This is a genomic window from Comamonas sp. HJ-2, from assembly GCF_053615495.1.
In genome coordinates this window covers 415,694-434,962 of sequence record NZ_JBSIFD010000002.1, presented here as the reverse complement: position 1 = coordinate 434,962, position 19,269 = coordinate 415,694, and the positions used below count along the sequence as shown (strand labels likewise).

At 63.8% G+C, this 19,269-nt stretch carries 14 protein-coding genes and 1 riboswitch; of the genes, 9 read left to right on the top strand and 5 right to left on the bottom strand.

Going from position 1 to position 19,269, the window contains the following annotated elements:
• Window positions 1-364: 364 nt before the first annotated feature.
• The 5 genes from ACWGXF_RS03455 to ACWGXF_RS03435 all read right to left on the bottom strand — a co-directional run bounded on the left by ACWGXF_RS03455 (window position 365) and on the right by ACWGXF_RS03435 (window position 6,488).
• Window positions 365-1,651: a TRAP transporter large permease gene (locus ACWGXF_RS03455; RefSeq protein ID WP_256629700.1), complete on the bottom strand. Its 1,287-nt coding sequence runs from the start codon at window positions 1,649-1,651 to the stop codon at window positions 365-367.
• A gap of 301 nt (window positions 1,652-1,952) precedes the next feature.
• A complete protein-coding gene (locus ACWGXF_RS03450) occupies window positions 1,953-2,468 on the bottom strand; it encodes a TRAP transporter small permease (protein WP_202787949.1) in 516 nt (171 codons plus the stop codon).
• Between the two features lie 201 nt (window positions 2,469-2,669).
• A complete protein-coding gene (locus ACWGXF_RS03445) occupies window positions 2,670-3,656 on the bottom strand; it encodes a TRAP transporter substrate-binding protein (RefSeq protein ID WP_087864783.1) in 987 nt (328 codons plus the stop codon).
• Window positions 3,657-3,907: 251 nt separating this feature from the next.
• Window positions 3,908-4,708, bottom strand: coding sequence for an HAD-IIB family hydrolase (locus ACWGXF_RS03440; RefSeq protein WP_012836916.1), 801 nt, complete (start codon window positions 4,706-4,708; stop codon window positions 3,908-3,910).
• Between the two features lie 151 nt (window positions 4,709-4,859).
• Window positions 4,860-6,488 carry a peptide chain release factor 3 gene (locus ACWGXF_RS03435; protein WP_012836917.1) on the bottom strand — a complete coding sequence of 543 codons (1,629 nt, stop codon included), beginning with the start codon at window positions 6,486-6,488 and terminating at the stop codon, window positions 4,860-4,862.
• A 266-nt stretch (window positions 6,489-6,754) separates the two neighbouring features.
• Here ACWGXF_RS03435 and ACWGXF_RS03430 point away from each other — a divergent pair, with 266 nt between their 5' ends.
• The 9 genes from ACWGXF_RS03430 (at window position 6,755) to ahcY (ending at window position 18,989) form a co-directional block, all read left to right on the top strand.
• Entirely contained in the window at window positions 6,755-8,029 is a 1,275-nt protein-coding gene (locus tag ACWGXF_RS03430) for an MFS transporter (RefSeq protein WP_452101683.1), read from the top strand.
• 108 nt (window positions 8,030-8,137) lie between these two features.
• Complete coding sequence (kdpF, locus tag ACWGXF_RS03425) at window positions 8,138-8,233, top strand: K(+)-transporting ATPase subunit F (RefSeq protein WP_003061706.1); 96 nt, start codon at window positions 8,138-8,140, stop codon at window positions 8,231-8,233.
• Window positions 8,234-8,348: 115 nt separating this feature from the next.
• On the top strand, window positions 8,349-10,055 hold the full coding sequence (kdpA, locus tag ACWGXF_RS03420; protein ID WP_087866353.1) for a potassium-transporting ATPase subunit KdpA: 1,707 nt from the start codon (window positions 8,349-8,351) through the stop codon (window positions 10,053-10,055).
• Between the two features lie 65 nt (window positions 10,056-10,120).
• The gene (kdpC, locus tag ACWGXF_RS03415; protein ID WP_087866354.1) at window positions 10,121-10,834 is read left to right on the top strand and encodes a K(+)-transporting ATPase subunit C; all 714 of its coding nucleotides are present in this window, start codon (window positions 10,121-10,123) and stop codon (window positions 10,832-10,834) included.
• Window positions 10,835-10,837: 3 nt separating this feature from the next.
• Entirely contained in the window at window positions 10,838-12,928 is a 2,091-nt protein-coding gene (gene kdpB, locus ACWGXF_RS03410) for a potassium-transporting ATPase subunit KdpB (protein ID WP_256629703.1), read from the top strand.
• Window positions 12,929-13,014: 86 nt separating this feature from the next.
• Window positions 13,015-13,902, top strand: coding sequence for a TorF family putative porin (locus ACWGXF_RS03405; RefSeq protein WP_256629704.1), 888 nt, complete (start codon window positions 13,015-13,017; stop codon window positions 13,900-13,902).
• Between the two features lie 29 nt (window positions 13,903-13,931).
• A complete protein-coding gene (locus ACWGXF_RS03400) occupies window positions 13,932-16,625 on the top strand; it encodes a sensor histidine kinase (RefSeq protein ID WP_229227992.1) in 2,694 nt (897 codons plus the stop codon).
• A gap of 35 nt (window positions 16,626-16,660) precedes the next feature.
• Window positions 16,661-17,368 carry a response regulator gene (locus ACWGXF_RS03395; protein WP_003061719.1) on the top strand — a complete coding sequence of 236 codons (708 nt, stop codon included), beginning with the start codon at window positions 16,661-16,663 and terminating at the stop codon, window positions 17,366-17,368.
• A gap of 18 nt (window positions 17,369-17,386) precedes the next feature.
• Window positions 17,387-17,483, top strand: a riboswitch (S-adenosyl-L-homocysteine riboswitch).
• A 75-nt stretch (window positions 17,484-17,558) separates the two neighbouring features.
• Complete coding sequence (ahcY, locus tag ACWGXF_RS03390; protein WP_256629705.1) at window positions 17,559-18,989, top strand: adenosylhomocysteinase; 1,431 nt, start codon at window positions 17,559-17,561, stop codon at window positions 18,987-18,989.
• Window positions 18,990-19,269: the final 280 nt, after the last annotated feature.

Genomic DNA, 19,269 nt, shown 5'->3' with positions numbered 1-19,269 from the left:
GAAACAAAACCTTATCCACATCTTGAGCCTTACGGCTCAAGCCAAAGGGTGGGTCAGTTTGAGATGGAAATGGCGGGTCAGTTTTGCGTGGAAATTAACACAAAAGGACCGCCTGGTGCAGCATTTCGGGGCGCTGGGCGCGTGCGTGGAAGTGAGTGAACGTCGCTTGTAGCGCGCACGCAAGGGCGGCCGATACGGCGCATGCAGCGCGTCCTTCCACAACACACCTCACCATCATCACGCATCACCAGTGCCATTTCTGCCAAGGCAGGTGCATGGTGTTCATGGGGCCGCGGCACCGATTTTTGATCGAAAAAAAGGCCTCCGTGATGCACGCAGGCCTTGTGGTCCAGCACAGTCCGCTTTACTGGAAGCCCAGCGTGTGCGGCAGCCAGGTGGACAGTGCCGGGATGAAGGTCAGCAGGCACAGCACGACGAAGTGGGCCAGCAGGAACAGCGGCATCTCGCGCGTCAGCTCGGTGATGGACACGCGCGTGGACACGGCCGTCACGAACAGCAGGCCGCCGACCGGCGGCGTGATCATGCCCAGCGTGAGGTTGACGATCACCACCATGGCGAAGTGCGTGGGATCGATGCCCAGGCTGAAGGCGATGGGCGCGAGAATGGGCACCAGAATCATCACGCCGGGCAGCGGCTCCATGAAGATGCCGAAGACCAGCAGCAGAATGTTCACGGCAATCAGGAACATCACGGGCGAGAGCTCCCAGCTCACGATCAGCTCGGACAGGTACTGCGGAATGCCTTCCACCGTGAGCACCCAGGCAAAGGCGGCCGAGGTTGCCATCACCAGCAGCACCGAGGCCGTGAGCATGGCCGAGCGCGCCAGAATGCCGGGCAGGGCCGACCACCTGAGCGTGCGGTAAACCCATTTGCCGCAGACCAGGGCATAGAACACGGCCACGACGGAGGCTTCCGTGGGCGTGAAGATGCCGAAGCGAATGCCAACCACGATGAGCACGATGAGCATCAGCGCGGGGATGGCCTTGAAGCTGGTGCTCCACATCTCGCGGGCCGAGGGGCGCGGCTCGGTGCTGCGGTAGTTGCGCTTCTTGCAGACCCACCAGTTGACGGCCGCCATGGCCAGCGCGATCAGAATGCCGGGAATGAAACCGGCCATGAACAGGCCGCCCACGGACACCTTCTCATCCTGCAGCGCATAGATGATCATGCTGACCGATGGCGGAATGATGGGGCCGACGATGGCGGTGCTGGCCGTCAGTGCGGCCGCATAGGGTCGGCTGTAGCCGGCCTTGTCCATCATCTTGACCATCATGGAGCCGGGGCCGGCAGCATCGGCCAGGGCCGAGCCCGAGATGCCCGAGAACATGGTCAGCGACAGCACATTGGCATAGCCCAGGCCGCCGCGCAGATGACCGACGAACTGGGCGGCAAAGCGCAGCAGCACGGCAGTCAGCGCACCGCCCGACATCAGTTCTGCGGCCAGGATGAAGAAGGGCACGGCCATCAGCGGAAAGCTGTCGATGCCCGTGAACATTTCCTTGAAGACGATCAGCTGTGGATAACGTCCGCCCACAAAGACCGCCAGGGCGGCCGAGATGGCCAGCGCAAACGCCACCGGAAAGCCCAGCGTGAGCAGGACGATGATGGCAACAAATAAAGTGATACCCATGATGTTTCAATCGATCAGTGATTCGTGGCGCAACGCATAAAACTGGCCTGACCCAAGCCAGGGACAGCGAGCAAGGGCCTGCGGCGGCCGCGCCGCCCCGCAGCTAAGGCTACCCCAGCTAGGCTGTCGTCCCCCTTTAAGGGGGAAGGCGCGCAGCGACTCAGATTTGTGGCGCAACGCATAAAACTGGCCTGGCTCAAGCCAGGGACAGCGAGCAAGGGTCTGTGCCGGCCGCGCCGCCCCGCGGCGAGGCTGTCGTCCCCCTTCCAGGAGGAAGGCGCGCAGCGACTCAGGGGGTGTTTCATATCGACGCTGCGGCGTCCGCATCCATTTCATCGGACTCGGCGAAGCTGCCGGCGGTGATGTAGCCGCGTGCGATGAACAGCAGGTGGATCAGCATCAGCACAAAGCCCACGGGCATGGCGCCGTAGATATAGGAGATCGGGATGTCCGTGGCCGCCGTGGTCTGAAAGCGCGTGGCGTACACATACTGCGAGGAGGTCACGGTCATCACGGCAAAGAAGACCGCCAGTATGAGCACGACAAAGCCGCGCATGGCCTGTGCCTTGCGGGTGCTCACGCTGCGGTGCAGATTGTCGATGGCCACATGGCCGCCAAAGCGCAGCACCAGGCCTGCGCCCAGGAAAGTGACCCAGATCATCATGTGGCGGGCCACTTCTTCGGCCCAGACGATGGAGTCGCCCGTGGTGTAGCGCAGCACCACATTGGCAAAAACGATGCAGGCCATGGCCAGCAGCAGCAAGATCAGCAGCCAGCGATTGCCGGCCACGAGAATGCGTTCGATACGATCAAGCATAGGAGTGGGGGTGAGCAGGGGCAGCGGCGAAACCTGCCGCAAGAGCTGGCTGCATCACAAAGTTGAGAGCTGCATCATCATCGGCAGGAATTGGCGCAAGTCCATTCGTGCTGACCGCAGCCGGGCAAGGACCTGCCTTGCCCAGGAGGGAGAAAAATGCATAGGTCCGTCTCCGAGGAGACAGGCCCATGTTGGCAGTGCTTACTTGACGGCGGTGATGGAGTCCAGCGTCTTCTGGCCGAACTTCTTGGCGTATTCCTTGTACGCGGGCTCCAGCGCTGTGCGGAAGGCGGCCTGGTCGACCTTCTCCACGACCTTCATGCCGTTGGCCTTGGCTTCTTCAACGCCCTTCTTCTCCACGTTGTCCACAAAGGCGCGCGATGCCAGCGCACCCTTCTTGGCGGCTTCCGTGAAGGCGGTCTTCTGGGCCGCGTTCAGCGAACCCCAGAACGAGGGTGACACGATCAGGGCCATGGGGGCGTAGACGTGGGAGGTCAGGGTCAGGTGCTTTTGCACCTGCCACAGCTTGGCGGACACCAGCACGGAGATGGGGTTCTCCTGGCCGTCGATTGTGCCCTGCTGCAGCGCACCGATGACTTCGGGCCAGGACATGGGGGTGGGCGAGGCACCCAGGGTGCGGAAGGCCGTGATGTGCACGGGGTTCTCGGTCACGCGGATCTTCAGGCCCTTGAGGTCAGCCACGCCATTGACGGCATGCTTGTTGTTGCTCAGGTGGCGAAAGCCCTGCTCGCCCCAGGCCAGCGCGATCAGGCCGCGCTTCTGGAACTTGGCCAGCAGCTCCTGACCGAAAGCGCCGTCCATCACGGCACGTGCGTGCTGGGTGTCGCGGAACAGGAAGGGAATGTCCACCACGCCCACATCGGGCACGAAGTTGCTCAGGGCGCCGGTGGAGACGATGGCGGCTTCCACAGTGCCCAGCTGCAGGCCTTCGATCAGCTCACGCTCGCCGCCCAGGGCGGAGGCGGGGAACTGCTTGAACTTGTAGGCACCGTTGGTGCCTTTTTCCACGCCTTCGGCCCAGGCGTTGGCGGCCGCGCCGTAGTGGGAGTTGACGGCCAGCGCATAGCCGATCTTGACTTCCTTGCCCTGGGCAAATGCAGTGCCTGCGCTCAGGGCAGCTGTTGCTGCCACGGCCGTGGCGACGAAGGTGCGGCGAATCATGCGCATGGTGTTGGTCTCTCAGAAGTGTTTTGAAATGAATCAAAAATTGTAGTGAGTGCCAACCGTGGGTTTTTACGCATCCGGGGGTCGTCTTGTACGGGTGGGTGCATCGTGTTTGGCGATGGATGGGCGTCAAAAAAGGCCTCTGTGCCGGCAAGCACGGAGGCCTTTGAAAATGAGAGCTGCTTGCGCTTGTTTCCAAACGATTTCAGATTGTTTTGATAGTGAAATCTTTAAGCAAAGAGCGGTTGAAGCTACTATTTTTGCTGAGTCAGCAACTGATCGGCAAGCTGCACAAAGCCGTCGCCGCGCTCGGCCGAGGTCACATGGCGCGGCAGATGCCTGAGCTGGGGCACGAAGCGCGCGATATTGGCCACGCCCACGCTGTGGGGCATGTGCTCGAACATCTGCTGGTCGTTGGTCGAGTCGCCGATATACACCCAGCGCGCCAGCGTGGCGTCCAGATCGATGTCGAACAGCTCGCGTGTGATCCAGCGCGCGCCTTCGAGCTTGTTGTGCTCGCCGAACCAGCCGTTGATGTGGATGGAGCTGACGGTGGCGTTCATGCCGGCCGCCTTCATGATGGCCACGCATTCATCGATCTGTGCCTGGGGCATGTTCGTGAATTCGCTGTGGTCCACGGCGATATCGCATTCGCGGCCGGCCGAGTCCGTGGCGCGTCTGGCGCCGGGCACGGTGGCCTCGATCTGCTCGAGCACCTGCTGCATACGGGCAAAGTTGCGGGCACGCTCGTCGGCGGATTGCTGGTAGAGCTTGTCCAGGCCGCCCTGGGCATTGCGGCGCAGGGCCACGGCACCGTTCTCGGCCACGATGGCGTCCACGGGCCAGGCCGATGCAAAGGGCACGCTCCAGCCCACGGGGCGGCCGGTGATGGGCACGACCTTCAGGCCCGCATCCTTGAGGCGCGCAATCGCGGCCACCACATGCTCGGGCACCACGCCGTCGGTGGTCAGCGTGTCGTCGATATCGGTCAGCACGCCCAGCAGCTTGGCAGGCGTCTGCAGCTCAGACAAAGGACGCAGAAATTCTTGGCTCACAACAAACTCTCTCGATGTTGATCCTCGCCTGAAGCTAGCGCGGTCCAACTCAGAGACATCGAGCAAGAGCCGCCTCGCAGCGAGGATGTCGTCCCCCTCCGGCGAAGCCAGAGAGGGGGAAGGCGCGAAGCGCCTCAGGGGGTGATCACGCTCAATTCGCCGAGCCCAGTGCCAGGCCCGCATGCTCGCGCAGCGGGTGGAAGTGGATCTTGGGGAAACGCTCCTGCGCCAGGCGCACGTCATAGGGGCTGGTGCACAGATAGGCCAGGGTGTCGGCCGCATCATGCGCCAGACGCATGGGGTAGGCGTTCTCGAACTCGCGCAGCTCGGCGGGCGAGTCGGCCGTGATCCAGCGCGCCCCGGTGTACTGGCAGCCTTCCAGGCGCACGTCGCAGTCGTACTCGGTCTTCAGGCGGTGCTGCACCACTTCGAACTGCAGCTGGCCCACGGCGCCCAGCAGCATATTGCCGCCGACATCGGGCTTGAAGACCTGGATCGCGCCTTCCTCGCCCAGCTGCATCAGGCCTTGCTGCAGCTGCTTGGTACGCAGCGGGTTCTTGAGCACCACGGTCATGAACATTTCGGGGGCAAAGAAGGGCAGGCCGGTGAACTGCAGGCTGGGGCCGTCGGTGATGGAGTCGCCCAACTGCACGCCGCCGTGAATCGTGAAGCCGATGATGTCGCCCGCATAGGCTTCGTCGACGGCCTCGCGGCGCTGGCTCATGAAGGTCACCACGGATGTGGGGCGCAGTTCCTTGCCGGTGCGCTGCACCTTCATCTTCATGCCAGGCGTGTACTTGCCGCTGGCCACGCGCACAAAGGCGATGCGGTCGCGGTGGTTGCTGTCCATATTGGCCTGGACCTTGAAAACCACCCCCGAGAAGCCTTTGTCTTCAGGGCGAATGATCTTTTCTTCGCGTACGCGGTTCACCTCGGTGAAAGCCACGCGTGGGCCGGGCGGAGGCGACATGTCGACCACGGCGTCCAGCACTTCCATCACACCGAAGTTGTTCACACCGGAGCCGAAGAACACGGGGGTCAGCTTGCCTGCCAGGAAGGCCTCATGGTTCCATTCGGCCGAGGCGCCAACGGCCAGTTCCATGGATTCCAGGGCATCGTCGAAAGCCTTGCCAAAGCGTGCGCGCAGCTTGTCGCCTTCGCTGAGAGGGATGACTTCGAAGTCCTTGGGGCCGCGATCGCTGCCGGGGGTGAACACCGTCATGCTCTGCGTGCGCAGATTGATGATGCCGCCGAAGCTCTTGCCCTGGCCCACGGGCCAGGTGATGGGGCAGCAGGGCATGCCCAGCTCGCGCTCGACTTCGTCCATGATGTCCAGCGGGTCGCGCACTTCACGGTCGAACTTGTTGATGAAGGAGATGATGGGCGTGTCGCGCTGGCGGCAGACCTCGATCAGGCGGCGGGTCTGCGATTCCACGCCGTTGGCCGCATCGATCACCATCAGCGCCGAGTCCACGGCCGTCAGCACGCGGTAGGTATCTTCCGAGAAGTCCTTGTGGCCGGGAGTGTCGAGCAGGTTGATCACATGGTCGCGGTAGCTCATCTGCATCACCGACGAGGCCACCGAGATGCCGCGCTGCTTTTCGATTTCCATCCAGTCGGAGGTGGCGTGGCGCGAGGCCTTGCGGCCCTTGACGGCGCCGGCAATCTGGATCGCGCCCGAGAACAGCAGCAGCTTTTCGGTCAGCGTGGTCTTACCCGCGTCCGGGTGGGAAATGATGGCGAACGTACGACGGCGCCGAGTTTCTGGGGCGTATGACACAGTATTGAGAGCTGTAAATACAGCCGGAGAACGCCGGCTGTGACAACAAAAGGTGCGGCGGTCCGTTTGCCGCACCAGGCCCGCACCCATGCAGGGCAGACCTGTGAATAAGTCTTGAGGGCGCTTATTTTAACGGCAGGGCCAATTCATGGAGATGCTCCGGCAAATGCGGGACGGGCGACGCCATTGCCCGGGGCCGCTGGCTCCGGCCGCGGGCAGATGCGGAGCACAATAGCGGCCTAGTCTCCGGTCCTTATTTGCCCCTCATGAACAGCGCCCCGCAGGATGTGAACACCTCCTGGCCCATCCAGTCTCCAGCCTCTGCCGCTCCGGTATGGATCAAGCGCGGCACGCCCGAGTACCGGCGGGTCAGCGTGGCACTGTTCCTGGCGGGGTTTGCCACCTTCTCTCTGCTGTACTGCGTGCAGCCGCTGCTGCCCGAGCTGGTCCACAGCTTTGCCGTCAGTCCGGCACAGAGCGCGCTGGCGCTGTCGGTCTCCACGGCCTGCCTGGCCGGCTCCATCGTGCTGGCGGGGGCCTTGTCCGAGGGGCTGGGGCGGCGCAAGCTGATGTTCATCTCCATGGCACTGGCGGCGCTGTGCAATCTGCTGGCTTCGTTCATGCCGCAGTGGCATGCGCTGCTGGCCGCACGCGCGCTGGAAGGCTTGTTGCTGGGCGGCGTGCCTGCCGTGGCCATGGCCTATCTGTCCGAGGAGATCGATCCGCCCGGCCTGGGCTTTGCCATGGGCCTGTATGTGGGTGGCACGGCGCTGGGCGGCATGCTGGGCCGGGTCGGCATGAGCGCGATGACCGAGTTCTGGGGCTGGCGCCACGCCATGGCTGCGCTGTCGGTGCTTGACCTGCTGGCAGCCCTGGGCTTTGTCTGGCTGCTGCCCAACTCGCGCAACTTCGTCAAGAAGACCGGGCTGGGTGCCCGGTATCACCTGCAGGCCTGGGGCCGGCATCTGCGCCACCCGGGCCTGCCGCTGCTGTTCCTGATCGCCTTCGGCCTGATGGGCGTGTTTGTCAGCATCTACAACTATGCCGGCTTTCTGCTCAGCACATCGCCCTATCAGTTGAGCCAGCTGCAGATCAGCCATATCTTCTACGCCTATCTGCTGGGCACGGCGGCGTCGCCGATTGCCGGGGGGCTGGCCGACAGGCTGGGTCGCGGCCCGGTGCTGGTTGCTGGCACTTTGCTGATGGCCGCGGGCGTGGTTTTGACCCTGTTGCAGCCGCTGGCCGTCATCGTGCTCGGCATCGTCCTGCTGACGGCAGGGTTTTTCATCGCGCATTCGGTGGCCAGCGGCTGGGTGGGGCGACTGGCCACGCAGTCCAAGGGGCACGCATCATCGCTATACCTCTGGGGCTATTACATGGGCTCCAGCGTACTGGGGGCCGGGGCGGGCTGGTTCTGGTCGCGCTGGGGCTGGACGGGCGTGGGCTCCGTGGCCTTGGCTGTACTGGCGCTGGTCATCGTGCTGGCCTTGCGCGTTCAGTGGCTGGCCGGGATTGCGGCCGCGAATCGAGCCGCTTCTTGATACCGTCTTGATATCGGCACGCCCAATCTCTACCCGTTCTTGACGGGCGAATTCCTACAGTTCCTCCATCGCAATCAAGCCGCGTGAACGGCTTGCGGGAGGAATGAAATGACCATCACCTGGATTGAAGCCCTGGCCGCCCTGACGGCGCTGGGGCTGTTTGCCTATTTGGGCTATGCGCTGCTGCGCCCCGAGAAATTCTGAAGGGGCCGCCATGCAAGTGCTGCAAGACCTGATTTTTGTGAGCCTGACGGTGGTCTGCTTTGTCGGACTGCTGGGCTTTGTGCGCGCCCTGGCGCGTCTGTGAAAGGGGTGGATCATGTGGTTACCCTGGATGGAATTTGCCGCCGTGCTGACTGCGGCAACCTTGCTGACCATACCCATGGGCCAATGGCTGGCACGCTGCTTTACCAGCGAGCGTCATGGCTGGCTGGAGCGCCTGAGCTACCGGGTCATGGGCGTGAACCCGCAGGAGCGCATGGGCTGGCAGCGCTATGGCACCGCTCTGGTTCTGAGCAATGCGCTGATGATGCTGCTGGGTTATCTGCTGCTGCGCCTGCAGGGCGCACTGCCGCTGAACCCGCTGGAGATCGCGGCGCAGGCGCCCGACCTGGCCTTCAACACCGCAGCCTCCTTCATCACCAACACCAACTGGCAGGCCTACTCGGGTGAGAACAGCCTGAGCAATGCAACGCAGATGGTGGTCATCACCTTTCTGATGTTTGCCGGTGCCACCACGGGTGTTGCTGCCGGTGCCGGCTTTGTGCGCGGCCTGGCGCGATCCAGTAGCAAGGATGTCGGCAACTTCTGGGTCGACTTCGTGCGTGTGTTCTGGCGCGTGCTGCTGCCGCTTTCCTTCATCATGGCCCTGGTCTATGTCTGGCAGGGCATTCCGCAGACTCTGCACACCGACGCGGTGGCGACGACGCTCGAAGGTGGCCGTCAGCAGCTGCTGATGGGGCCGGTGGCCAGCCTGGAAAGCATCAAGCATCTGGGCACGAATGGCGGCGGCTTCTTCGGCATGAATGCAGCCCATCCCTTCGAGAACCCGACGCCGCTGACCAATCTGCTGCACATCCTCTCGATGCTGCTGATCCCGGCCGGCATGACCTACGCCTTCGGCTCCATGCTGCTGCGCCGCAAGCAGGGCTGGGTGCTGTTTGCTGCCTGCATGGTGATGTTCGTCGGCTTTCTGAGCCTGGTGTTTGTGGCCGAGCAAAACGGCAGCCAGCTGCTGGCGCGCGCCGGAGCCGATCAGCAATACAGCCTGACCCAGAGCGGCGGCAATATGGAGGGCAAGGAGTTGCGCTTCGGCATTGCCGATACGGCCTTGTTCGTGGCTACCACCACCGCGGCCACCACGGGCTCGGTCAATGCCATGCATGATTCGCTGACCCCGCTGGGCGGCATCACGCCGCTGGCGCAGATGATGCTCAACTGCGTCTTCGGCGGCGACGGCGTGGGACTGATCAACCTGATTCAGTACGCCATCCTCACGGTGTTTCTGGCCGGCATGATGATTGGTCGTACCCCTGAATTCCTGGGCAAGAAGATCGAGGTGCGCGAGATCAAGCTGGTCATGCTTGCGGTGCTGGTGCCGCCGGCCTGCGTTCTGGGCTTCACGGCGCTGGCCGTGCTCTGGCCGGATGCCGCAGCCAGCCTCAACAACCGCGGCCCGCATGGCTTCTCGGAGATTCTCTACGCCTATGCCTCGGCCACGGCCAACAACGGCTCGGCTTTTGCAGGGCTGAATGCCAATACGCCCTTCTTCAACACCACCACGGGCCTGGCCATGCTGGCGGGGCGCTTTCTGACGCTTGTGCCCATGCTGGCCGTGGCCGGCAGCCTGGCGGCCAAGGCCACCGTGCCTCCAGGCCCGGGCACTTTCCCCACGGCCACGCCGTTGTTCATGGGCCTGCTGGTGTTTGTGGTGCTGGTGGTGGGCGGTCTGACCTTTCTGCCGGCGCTGGCTCTGGGGCCCGTGATCGAGCACCTGCAAATGCTTGTGGCTCAGCTGTACGCCTGACGCCTTCTTCCAATTGATGCCAATGGTCTGCAGTCCATGCAAGGCTGCAGACCAGGGAGCAAATCATGAAAACATCGACTCAAACTCTTTGCGCTTCAGTGCTGCCAAGCCATGCTCAAGCGCAGCCCGAGGCGCAATCCGCCTCCTGGCCACATCTGCTGGGCAGCAGCGTGCGCGCCGCCCTGCTGGTGATGGCGATCTCCGGCATTGCCTATCCCTTGCTGACCACGGGTGTGGCGCAGGCACTGTTCCCGCATGCAGCCAATGGCAGCCTGATCGAACGCCAGGGCCGGATCGTGGGCTCGGCCCTGATCGGTCAGCAATTCACCGGGCCGCAGTACTTCCATGGCCGTCCCAGCGCCACAGTCGCTCCCGATCCGAGTCAGGAAGGGGCAAACATTGCGGCTCCCTACAACGCCGGCCTGTCCGGTGCCAGCAACCAGGGGGCCACGCACAAGGACTTGTCCGAAGCCGTGGCGCAGCGTGTCGCACAGTACCGCGCCGATAACGGTCTGGCCGCAGACCTGGCGGTGCCGGTGGATGCGGTCACGGCGTCGGCATCGGGCCTGGACCCGCATATCTCTATGGCCAATGCGCTGCTGCAACTGCCGCGTGTGGCGAGGGCGCGAGGGATCTCGCCAGACCAGGTGCAGCCATTGCTGGCGCAGAAAACAGAGCAGCGCACGCTGGGCTTGCTAGGCGAGCCGCGCGTGAATGTGCTGCAACTCAATCTGGCGCTGGATGCCTTGCAGCCCGCCACCAGCGCAGTGAAGGAGTAAGCCATGAGCACCAAGAAAATGACGGCAGGCCGCAGCCTGCTCGATGCCAAGCTGGCGAAATCGGCTCTGTGGGATGCGCTGCGCAAACTCTCGCCGCGTACGCAGTGGGCCAACCCTGTGATGTTTGTGGTGTATCTGGGTGCGATCCTGAGCAGTCTGTTGTGGTGGCAGAGCCTGATGGAGCCGGGCAGCGAGAACAGCGGCTTTGTCCTGGCGATTGCGCTGTGGCTGTGGTTCACCGTGCTGTTTGCCAACTTTGCCGAAGCATTGGCCGAGGGCCGCAGCCGCGCCCAGGCCGCCAGCCTGCGCGGCATGAAGCGCGATACGGTGGCCAAGCTGCTGCAACAACCGCATTTCGGCAGCTCATGGATTCCCATGCGCGCCAGCGAGCTGCGCAAGGGCGTGGTCATCTTCGTGGAAGCCGGCGACACGATTGCGCTTGACGGCACGGTGATAGAAGGCGTTGCTTCGGTGGACGAAAGCGCGATCACCGGCGAATCAGCACCCGTGATCCGCGAGGCCGGAGGCGACTTCTCGTCGGTGACCGGCGGCACGCGCGTGCTGTCGGACTGGCTGGTGGTGGAAGTCACGGTCAACCCCGGCGAGTCGTTTCTGGATCGCATGATCTCCATGGTCGAATCGGCCAAGCGCCAGAAGACTCCAAACGAGATGGCTTTGACGATTTTGCTCGTGGGGTTGACGCTGGTCTTCCTGCTGGTCATCGTCACGCTGTGGCCCTTCTCGGCCTTTGCGGTGTCACAGGCCGGAACGGGCTCGGTGGTCGGTGTTGCCGTGCTGATTGCGCTGCTGGTCTGCCTGATTCCGACCACGATTGGTGGCCTGCTGTCGGCCATCGGTGTGGCCGGCATGAGCCGCATGATGCAGGCCAATGTCATCGCCACTTCGGGACGGGCCGTGGAGGCTGCCGGTGATGTGGACGTGCTGCTGCTGGACAAGACCGGCACCATCACCCTGGGCAACCGCCAGGCCAGCGATTTTCTGCCGGCCCCCGCAGTGAGCGCCGCGCAGCTGGCCGAAGCCGCACAGCTGTCGTCTCTGGCAGACGAAACACCTGAAGGCCGTAGCGTGGTGGCTCTGGCCAGGGAGCGCCATGGCCTGCCCGATCGCAGCAGTGCGGATTTCCCGGGTGAGTTCGTGCCCTTTACCGCTCAGACGCGTATGAGTGGAGTGGATCTGCAGAGCCCGCAAGGCTTGCGCAGCTTGCGCAAGGGCGCCGCCGATGCCGTGCGCAGGCATGTCGAGGCGCTGGGCGGCAGCTTCCCGGCTCAGGTGCAACTGTCCGTGGACAACGTCTCGCGCAAGGGCAGCACGCCTTTGGTGGTGGCCGATGGCGCCAAGGTGCTGGGCGTGATCGAGCTCAAGGACATCGTCAAGCCAGGCATGCGCGAGCGCTTTGCCGAACTGCGCCGCATGGGCATAAAGACGGTGATGGTGACGGGCGACAACCCGCTGACGGCGGCCGCCATTGCCGCCGAGGCAGGGGTGGATGATTACCTGGCCGAAGCCAGGCCCGAAGACAAGCTGCAGCTGATCCGCTCGCACCAGGCGGCGGGCCGCCTGGTGGCCATGACGGGGGACGGCACCAACGATGCTCCTGCCCTGGCCCAGGCCGATGTGGCCGTGGCCATGAACAGCGGCACCCAGGCTGCCAAAGAGGCCGGCAATATGGTGGACCTGGACAGCAACCCCACCAAGCTGATCGAGGTGGTGGAGACCGGCAAGCAGATGCTGATGACGCGCGGTGCGTTGACCACCTTCAGCATTGCCAATGATGTGGCCAAGTATTTCGCCATCATTCCTGCCGCCTTTGTGGGCACTTATCCGCAACTGGCCTCGCTCAACGTGATGCAGCTGCACAGCGCCGATTCCGCCATCCTCAGTGCCGTGATCTTCAATGCACTGATCATCATCGCCCTGGTGCCGCTGGCCTTGCGCGGCGTGCAGTACCGCGCCGTGGGCGCCGCCATATTGCTGCGCCGCAACCTGCTGATCTATGGCCTGGGCGGGCTGATCGTGCCGTTTGTTGGCATCAAGCTCATCGACATGCTGCTGGCCGTTCTGGGCCTCGTCTAAGTCATATCCAGGCCTTGCTTTCTCGTTTCTCTGGCTTGTCCGCGTCCCAGCGGGCGCGGCAAGTCTGATCTGTTTGCTTCATCATCATGCGTCTCTCCCATCCCCAAAAACCATTTCACGCCTCGCGCTCCTGGGCCATCGGCTCTGCGTTGCTGATGATTGCCTTGAGCTATGCGAAGCCCTCTGCTGCCGAGGAAGCAAAAGCGCAATCTGCTTCTGAAAGCTCAGCCACTGTGCAGGCCGACAGCAGGTCTTCCCTGACCGGCTCGCTGAGCCTGATCAGTGACTACCGCTTTCGCGGCATCTCGCAGACCTGGCAAGGTGCGGCCGTGCAGGGCGCAGTGGAACTGGCCTTGCCCAAGGGCTTTTATCTGGGCACGTCGCTGTCCAATGTCTCAACCAACAGCTACGGCCGGGGCCAGGGACTGGAGCACGATATCTATGGTGGCTGGCGCGGCGAGCTCGTGCCTGACTGGTTGCTGGATGCCGGGCTTTTGCAGTACCGCTATCCCGGCGCACGCCTGGGCGCAAGCGATGGCAGCAGCAAACGCTTTGACACCACCGAGCTCTATCTGGGGGCGACTCATGGTGGTCTGAGCATCAAATGGTCCGTGGCACTGACGCCTTATTTCGGCCTGGGCGAGAGTACCGCCGGCTCGGCGTTCGCCACTGCGCTGCAGCCGGCAGGCAGCAGCCGCGGCAGCCAGTATCTGGATCTGAACTATCAGCATCCGCTGGGCGATCTCGCCACCTTGGGCCTGCATGGCGGCTACACCTGGGTGCGCAATTACAGCGATGTTTCCTATGCCGACTGGCGCATCTCGCTATCCAGGGCCTGGGGGCCGTGGACTGCATCGCTTGCGTACGCGGGTACCTCGGCCGATGCCCGCTACTACAGCGCCGTCAACAGTCGTGGCCAATGGCGTGATCTGGCACGCAGCGGCTGGCTGCTGGGCCTGAGTGCCGGATTCTGACCGGACTTGAGTGATACGCTGATCGCCTGATGCCTTCATCCACACCATCATCCGCCGCGCAGCGCCCCGACCCCGACGCGCTGGTCGCTCAACTGCAGGCAGATCGGCAGCGCGCCCATCTCGGCAAGCTGCGCATCTACTTTGGCTCCAATGCCGGAGTGGGCAAGACCTATTCCATGCTGGCGGCTGCGCAGCGCGAGCGGCAGGCAGGACGCAAGGTTCTGGTGGGGCTGGTGGAGACGCATGGCCGCGCCGAGACCGAGCAGCAGCTGCACGACCTGGAGCTGTTGCCGCGGCGCACGCTGGTCTACCAGGGCAGGCAGCTGGACGAGTTCGATCTGGATGCAGCTCTGGCACGCCGCCCGGAGGTGCTGCTGCTCGACGAGCTGGCGCACAGCAATGTGAGCGGCTCGCGCCATCCCAAGCGCTGGCAGGATGTGCAGGAGCTGCTGGAGGCGGGTATCGAGGTGTGGACCACGCTCAACGTTCAGCATCTGGAAAGCCTGAACGATGTAGTGGGCGGCATTGTGGGCATACAGGTCCATGAGACCGTGCCCGACCATATCTTTGACGATGCCGACGAGGTCATCGTGGTCGACATCCCGCCCGAGGAGCTGCTCAAGCGCCTCAAGTCGGGCAAGGTCTATCCGCTGGAGCAGGCCGAGCGGGCCTCGCGCAATTTCTTTCGCCAGGGCAATTTGCTGGCGCTGCGCGAGCTGGCCTTGCGCCGTACGGCCGATCGTGTCGATGAGGACATGCGTGACTACCGCCGCGAGCGCTCCATCGGCGATGTCTGGCCCACGCGCGAGCGCCTGCTGGTGGGCGTGGGCGGCCGCGCCGGTGACGATGCCCTGGTGCGCCAGGTGGCGCGCCTGGCCAGGCGGCTGGAGGCCGACTGGGTGGTGGTCTATGTGGATGCGCCTGAGCGCCAGCATAGGCCTCGGGCAGCGCAGGAGGCCGTGCTCAAGACCCTGGCGCTGGCGGCGCGTCTGGGCGCGGAAACGGCCACCATTCCCGGCGCCCATGTGGCCCAGGCTCTGGTGGACTTTGCGCGTGAGCGCAATGCCAGCCATCTGGTGCTGGCGCGTGTGCATGAACCTTTGAGCCGCTGGCTGCGCTGGCGTGCCTCCAGCCTGTCCGAACAGATCGCTGCGCTGGATCCCGGCCTGGACGTGCTGCTGCTGTCCGTCAAGCAAAGCAAGAACGAGAGCACCTTGCGATTGCCGGCGGCGCGTGAAAAAACCATTCCGTGGAAGGGTTATGCGGGCGTGACCCTGGCTTGCCTGGCCGCGACAGCGGTGGCGGAGCTGCTGCTGCGAGTGTTCGATCCGGCCAATGTGGTCATGCTTTTCCTGCTGGTGGTGGTGCTGTCAGCCGTGCGTTGGGGGCGCGGACCCGGAGCATGGGCGGCCCTGCTGTCAGTGCTGCTGTTCGACTTCTACTTTGTGCCGCCGCGCAACTCTTTCAGCGTCAACGATACGCAATACCTGTTCACCTTCAGCCTGATGCTGGGTGTGGCCCTGGTCTGCGGCCAGCTCACGGCGCGGCTGCGCCACGAGGCGCGCGTGGCCGCAGAGCGCGAAAGGCGGGCCGGCGCGCTGGCCAGGCTGGCGCGTGACCTGTCGGGTGCGCTGACGCAGGAGCAGGTCACGCAGATCGCGCTGACCACGATTTCAGGCGTTTTCGACGCCCAGACCGGGCTGCTGGTGCCCGATGCCGATGAGCGCCTGCAGCTGGCGCCTGGCAGCGAAGCTCAGATCGACACCAGCGTGGGTCGCTGGAGCATGGAGCATGGCCAGATGGCCGGCCATGGAACCGATACCCTGGCAGCTGCGCCGGCACTTTATGTGCCGCTGATGGCGCCCGTGCGTTCGCGTGGCGTGCTGGTACTGCAGTTGCGTGCACCGCAACGATTGCGAGTGCCCGAGGAGCGCCGTCTGCTTGAAGCCTGTGCCAGCCAGATCGCCCTGGCATTGGAGCGTGTGCATTTTGTGGAGGTGGCGCAGCAGACCCAGATCGCCATGGAGGGCGAGCGCATGCGCAACACCTTGCTCTCAGCCGTCTCGCATGATCTGCGCACGCCGCTGACGGGCATCCTGGGCGCGGCCCAGGCGGCCTTGCCGCATGCGCCGCAGGGGCCGGCGCATCACATGCTGGTGCAGATTCGCAATCAGGCACAGGCGCTGCAGCAACTGGTGGACAACCTGCTGGCCATGGCGCGCCTGCAGCAAGGCGGCGTGCAGCTCAAGCGTGAATGGCTGCCGGTGGACGAACTGGTGGGCAGCGCGCTGGCGCAGATGCGCGAGCGACTGGCCGCTCATGCGCTGCAGACCTCGCTGCCGGCCGATCTGCCCTTGCTGCAGCTCGATGCCGTGCTGATGGAGCGTGTGCTGGTCAATCTGCTGGACAACGCCATCAAGTACACGCCCGAAGGCACGACGATCACCGTGGCAGCGAGCGTGGCCGATGGCGACTGTGTGCTGAGCGTGCAGGACGCGGGGCCGGGTCTGCCCGTGCATCTGTCGGCTGAGCAACTGTTCGAGCCGTTCACGCGTGGGCAGGCGGAGAGTGCCGTGTTCGGCATGGGGCTCGGCCTGGCGCTGGCTCAGCGCATCGTGCAAGCCCATGGCGGCAGATTGCGGGTGGCGGCGGCAGACCCCGGGCCGGGCACCGTTTTCAGCATCTCGCTGCCCGTGCCCGAGCAGCCGGCCATGGACGAATGAGCCGACAATCCCGTGCATCACATGCAAATCCGAACATGACAAGCGCCGCCCCCCGCATTTTGCTGATTGAAGACGACGCCAGCATCCGCCGCTTTGTACGCCTGGCACTGGAGGACGAAGGCTGGCAGGTGTTCGAGTCAGAAACCGCCAGGCGCGGCCTGATCGAGGCCGCCAGCCGCCAGCCCGACGCCGTGGTGCTGGACCTGGGTCTGCCCGATGCCGATGGCAAGACCGTGATTGCCGAGCTGCGCGGCTGGAGCCAGCTGCCGATTCTGATCCTGTCCGCGCGCGAGCGAGAAGAGGACAAGGTGGCGGCGCTGGACGCCGGGGCCGATGACTATCTGACCAAGCCCTTCGGCGTGCCCGAGTTGCTGGCCAGGCTGCGCGTGATGCTGCGCCGCCGCCAGCAGGCGTCGGCGTCAGACAAGCCCGGCAGCTGTGCGCGTTTCGGCGCGGTGGTGGTGGATCTGGCGGCGCACGATGTCAGGCGCGACGGAGTGGCCGTGCACCTGACGCCCATAGAGTTCCGCCTGCTGGCGGCCCTGATTGCCGGCCATGGCAAGGTGCTGACCCACCGCCAGTTGCTGCTGCAGGTCTGGGGCGCTGAATATCTGGACCGCCCCCACTATCTGCGCGTGCACATGGCCAACCTGCGCCAGAAGATAGAGCTCGATCCGGCCCAGCCCCGGCATCTGGTAACCGAGTTGCAAGTCGGTTATCGCTTGGTGGGCCTGGAAGGCTGATTCCTTTATAATCGCCGTCCATCCGAGGAGCGTTGCAGCGTTCCCCAGCCAGCCATGAGCTGGTCTGCGCGGGGCGTGAGGCTCGGATTTCATCCCGCAACGACGCTCGCCCACGCTTTCTGTGCGGTGAGCCGGTTTATTCCCCCTCTGCTGCAGAACGTGGTTTTTCATTCAAGATTTGGAGAAAACCATGAACGCTGCCGTGCGCTTCAACCCCGCTGATTCGGCCATTACCGATATTTCCCTGGCTGCCTGGGGCCGCAAGGAAATCAGGATCGCCGAAACCGAAATGCCCGGTCTGATGGCCGTGCGCGAGGAGTTCGCCGCTGCCCAGCCCCTGAAGGGCGCGCGCATCACGGGCTCGCTGCACATGACCATCCAGACGGCCGTGCTGATCGAGACGCTGACGGCTCTGGGCGCACAAGTGCGCTGGGCTTCGTGCAACATCTTCTCGACCCAGGACCACGCAGCTGCCGCCATCGCCGAAACCGGCGTGCCTGTCTATGCCATCAAGGGCGAGTCGCTGGAAGACTACTGGAACTACACCCACTCCATCTTTGAATTCGGTGCCGCCGGTACCGAAGGCGAAGGCCCCAACATGATCCTGGACGACGGCGGCGACGCCACCATGCTCATGCACCTGGGCAAGCGCGCCGAGAAGGATCTGTCCGTGCTGGCCAACCCTGGCTCGGAAGAAGAGCGCATCGTCTTTGCCGCCATCAAGGCCAAGCTGGCCGTGGACCCCAGCTGGTACAGCCGCAAGTCGGCCCAGATCATGGGCGTGACCGAAGAGACCACCACCGGCGTGCACCGCCTCAACGAAATGTCGGCCAAGGGCACGCTGCTGTTCCGTGCCATCAACGTCAACGATTCGGTGACCAAGTCCAAGTTCGACAATCTGTACGGCTGCCGCGAATCGCTGGTGGACGGCATCAAGCGCGCCACCGACGTGATGATCGCCGGCAAGGTGGCTTGCGTGGCCGGCTATGGCGACGTGGGCAAGGGCTCCGCCCAGGCGCTGCGCGCGCTGTCGGCCCAGGTGTGGGTGACCGAGATCGACCCCATCAATGCCCTGCAGGCCGCCATGGAAGGCTACAAGGTCGTGACCATGGAATACGCTGCCGACAAGGCCGATATCTTCGTGACCACCACCGGCAACAAGGACATCATCCGCCACGAGCACATGGTTGCCATGAAGGATCAGGCCATCGTCTGCAACATCGGTCACTTCGACAACGAAATCGATGTGGCTTCGATCGAAAAGTACAAGTGGGAAGAAGTGAAGCCCCAGGTGGACCAGATCGAGTTCCCCGACGGCAAGAAGATCACCCTGCTGGCCAAGGGCCGTCTGGTGAACCTGGGTTGCGCCACCGGCCACCCCAGCTTTGTGATGTCCAACTCCTTTGCCAACCAGACCCTGGCGCAGATCGAGCTGTTCACCCGCCCCGACGCCTACGAAGTGGGCAAGGTCTATGTGCTGCCCAAGATCCTGGACGAAAAGGTCGCCCGCCTGCACCTGAAGAAGGTCGGCGCCATGCTGACCGAACTCAGCGACGAGCAGGCCGCTTATATCGGCGTGAGCAAGCAAGGCCCTTACAAGCCTGAAACGTATCGCTATTAATAGCACCCCCTGAGGCGCTTTGCGCCTTCCCCCTCTCTCTCTACGCGCTGCGCGCTAGGGGAGGGGGACGACAGCTTTGCTGCGCGGCGGCGCTTGCTCGCTGTCACTTTGCTAGGCTCTGCCAGTATTAGTGAGCGGTTGTCGTGGTTTAAATTTAATAGCTGCTTGCGCACGTCATATATAGATTTCAGATGAATATTTATCTGAAATCAAGATGTATCAAGCGTAGGCTGCTATCTCAAAAGATTTCTTTTGCCCGCTGCATCTTTGTGCAGCGCCT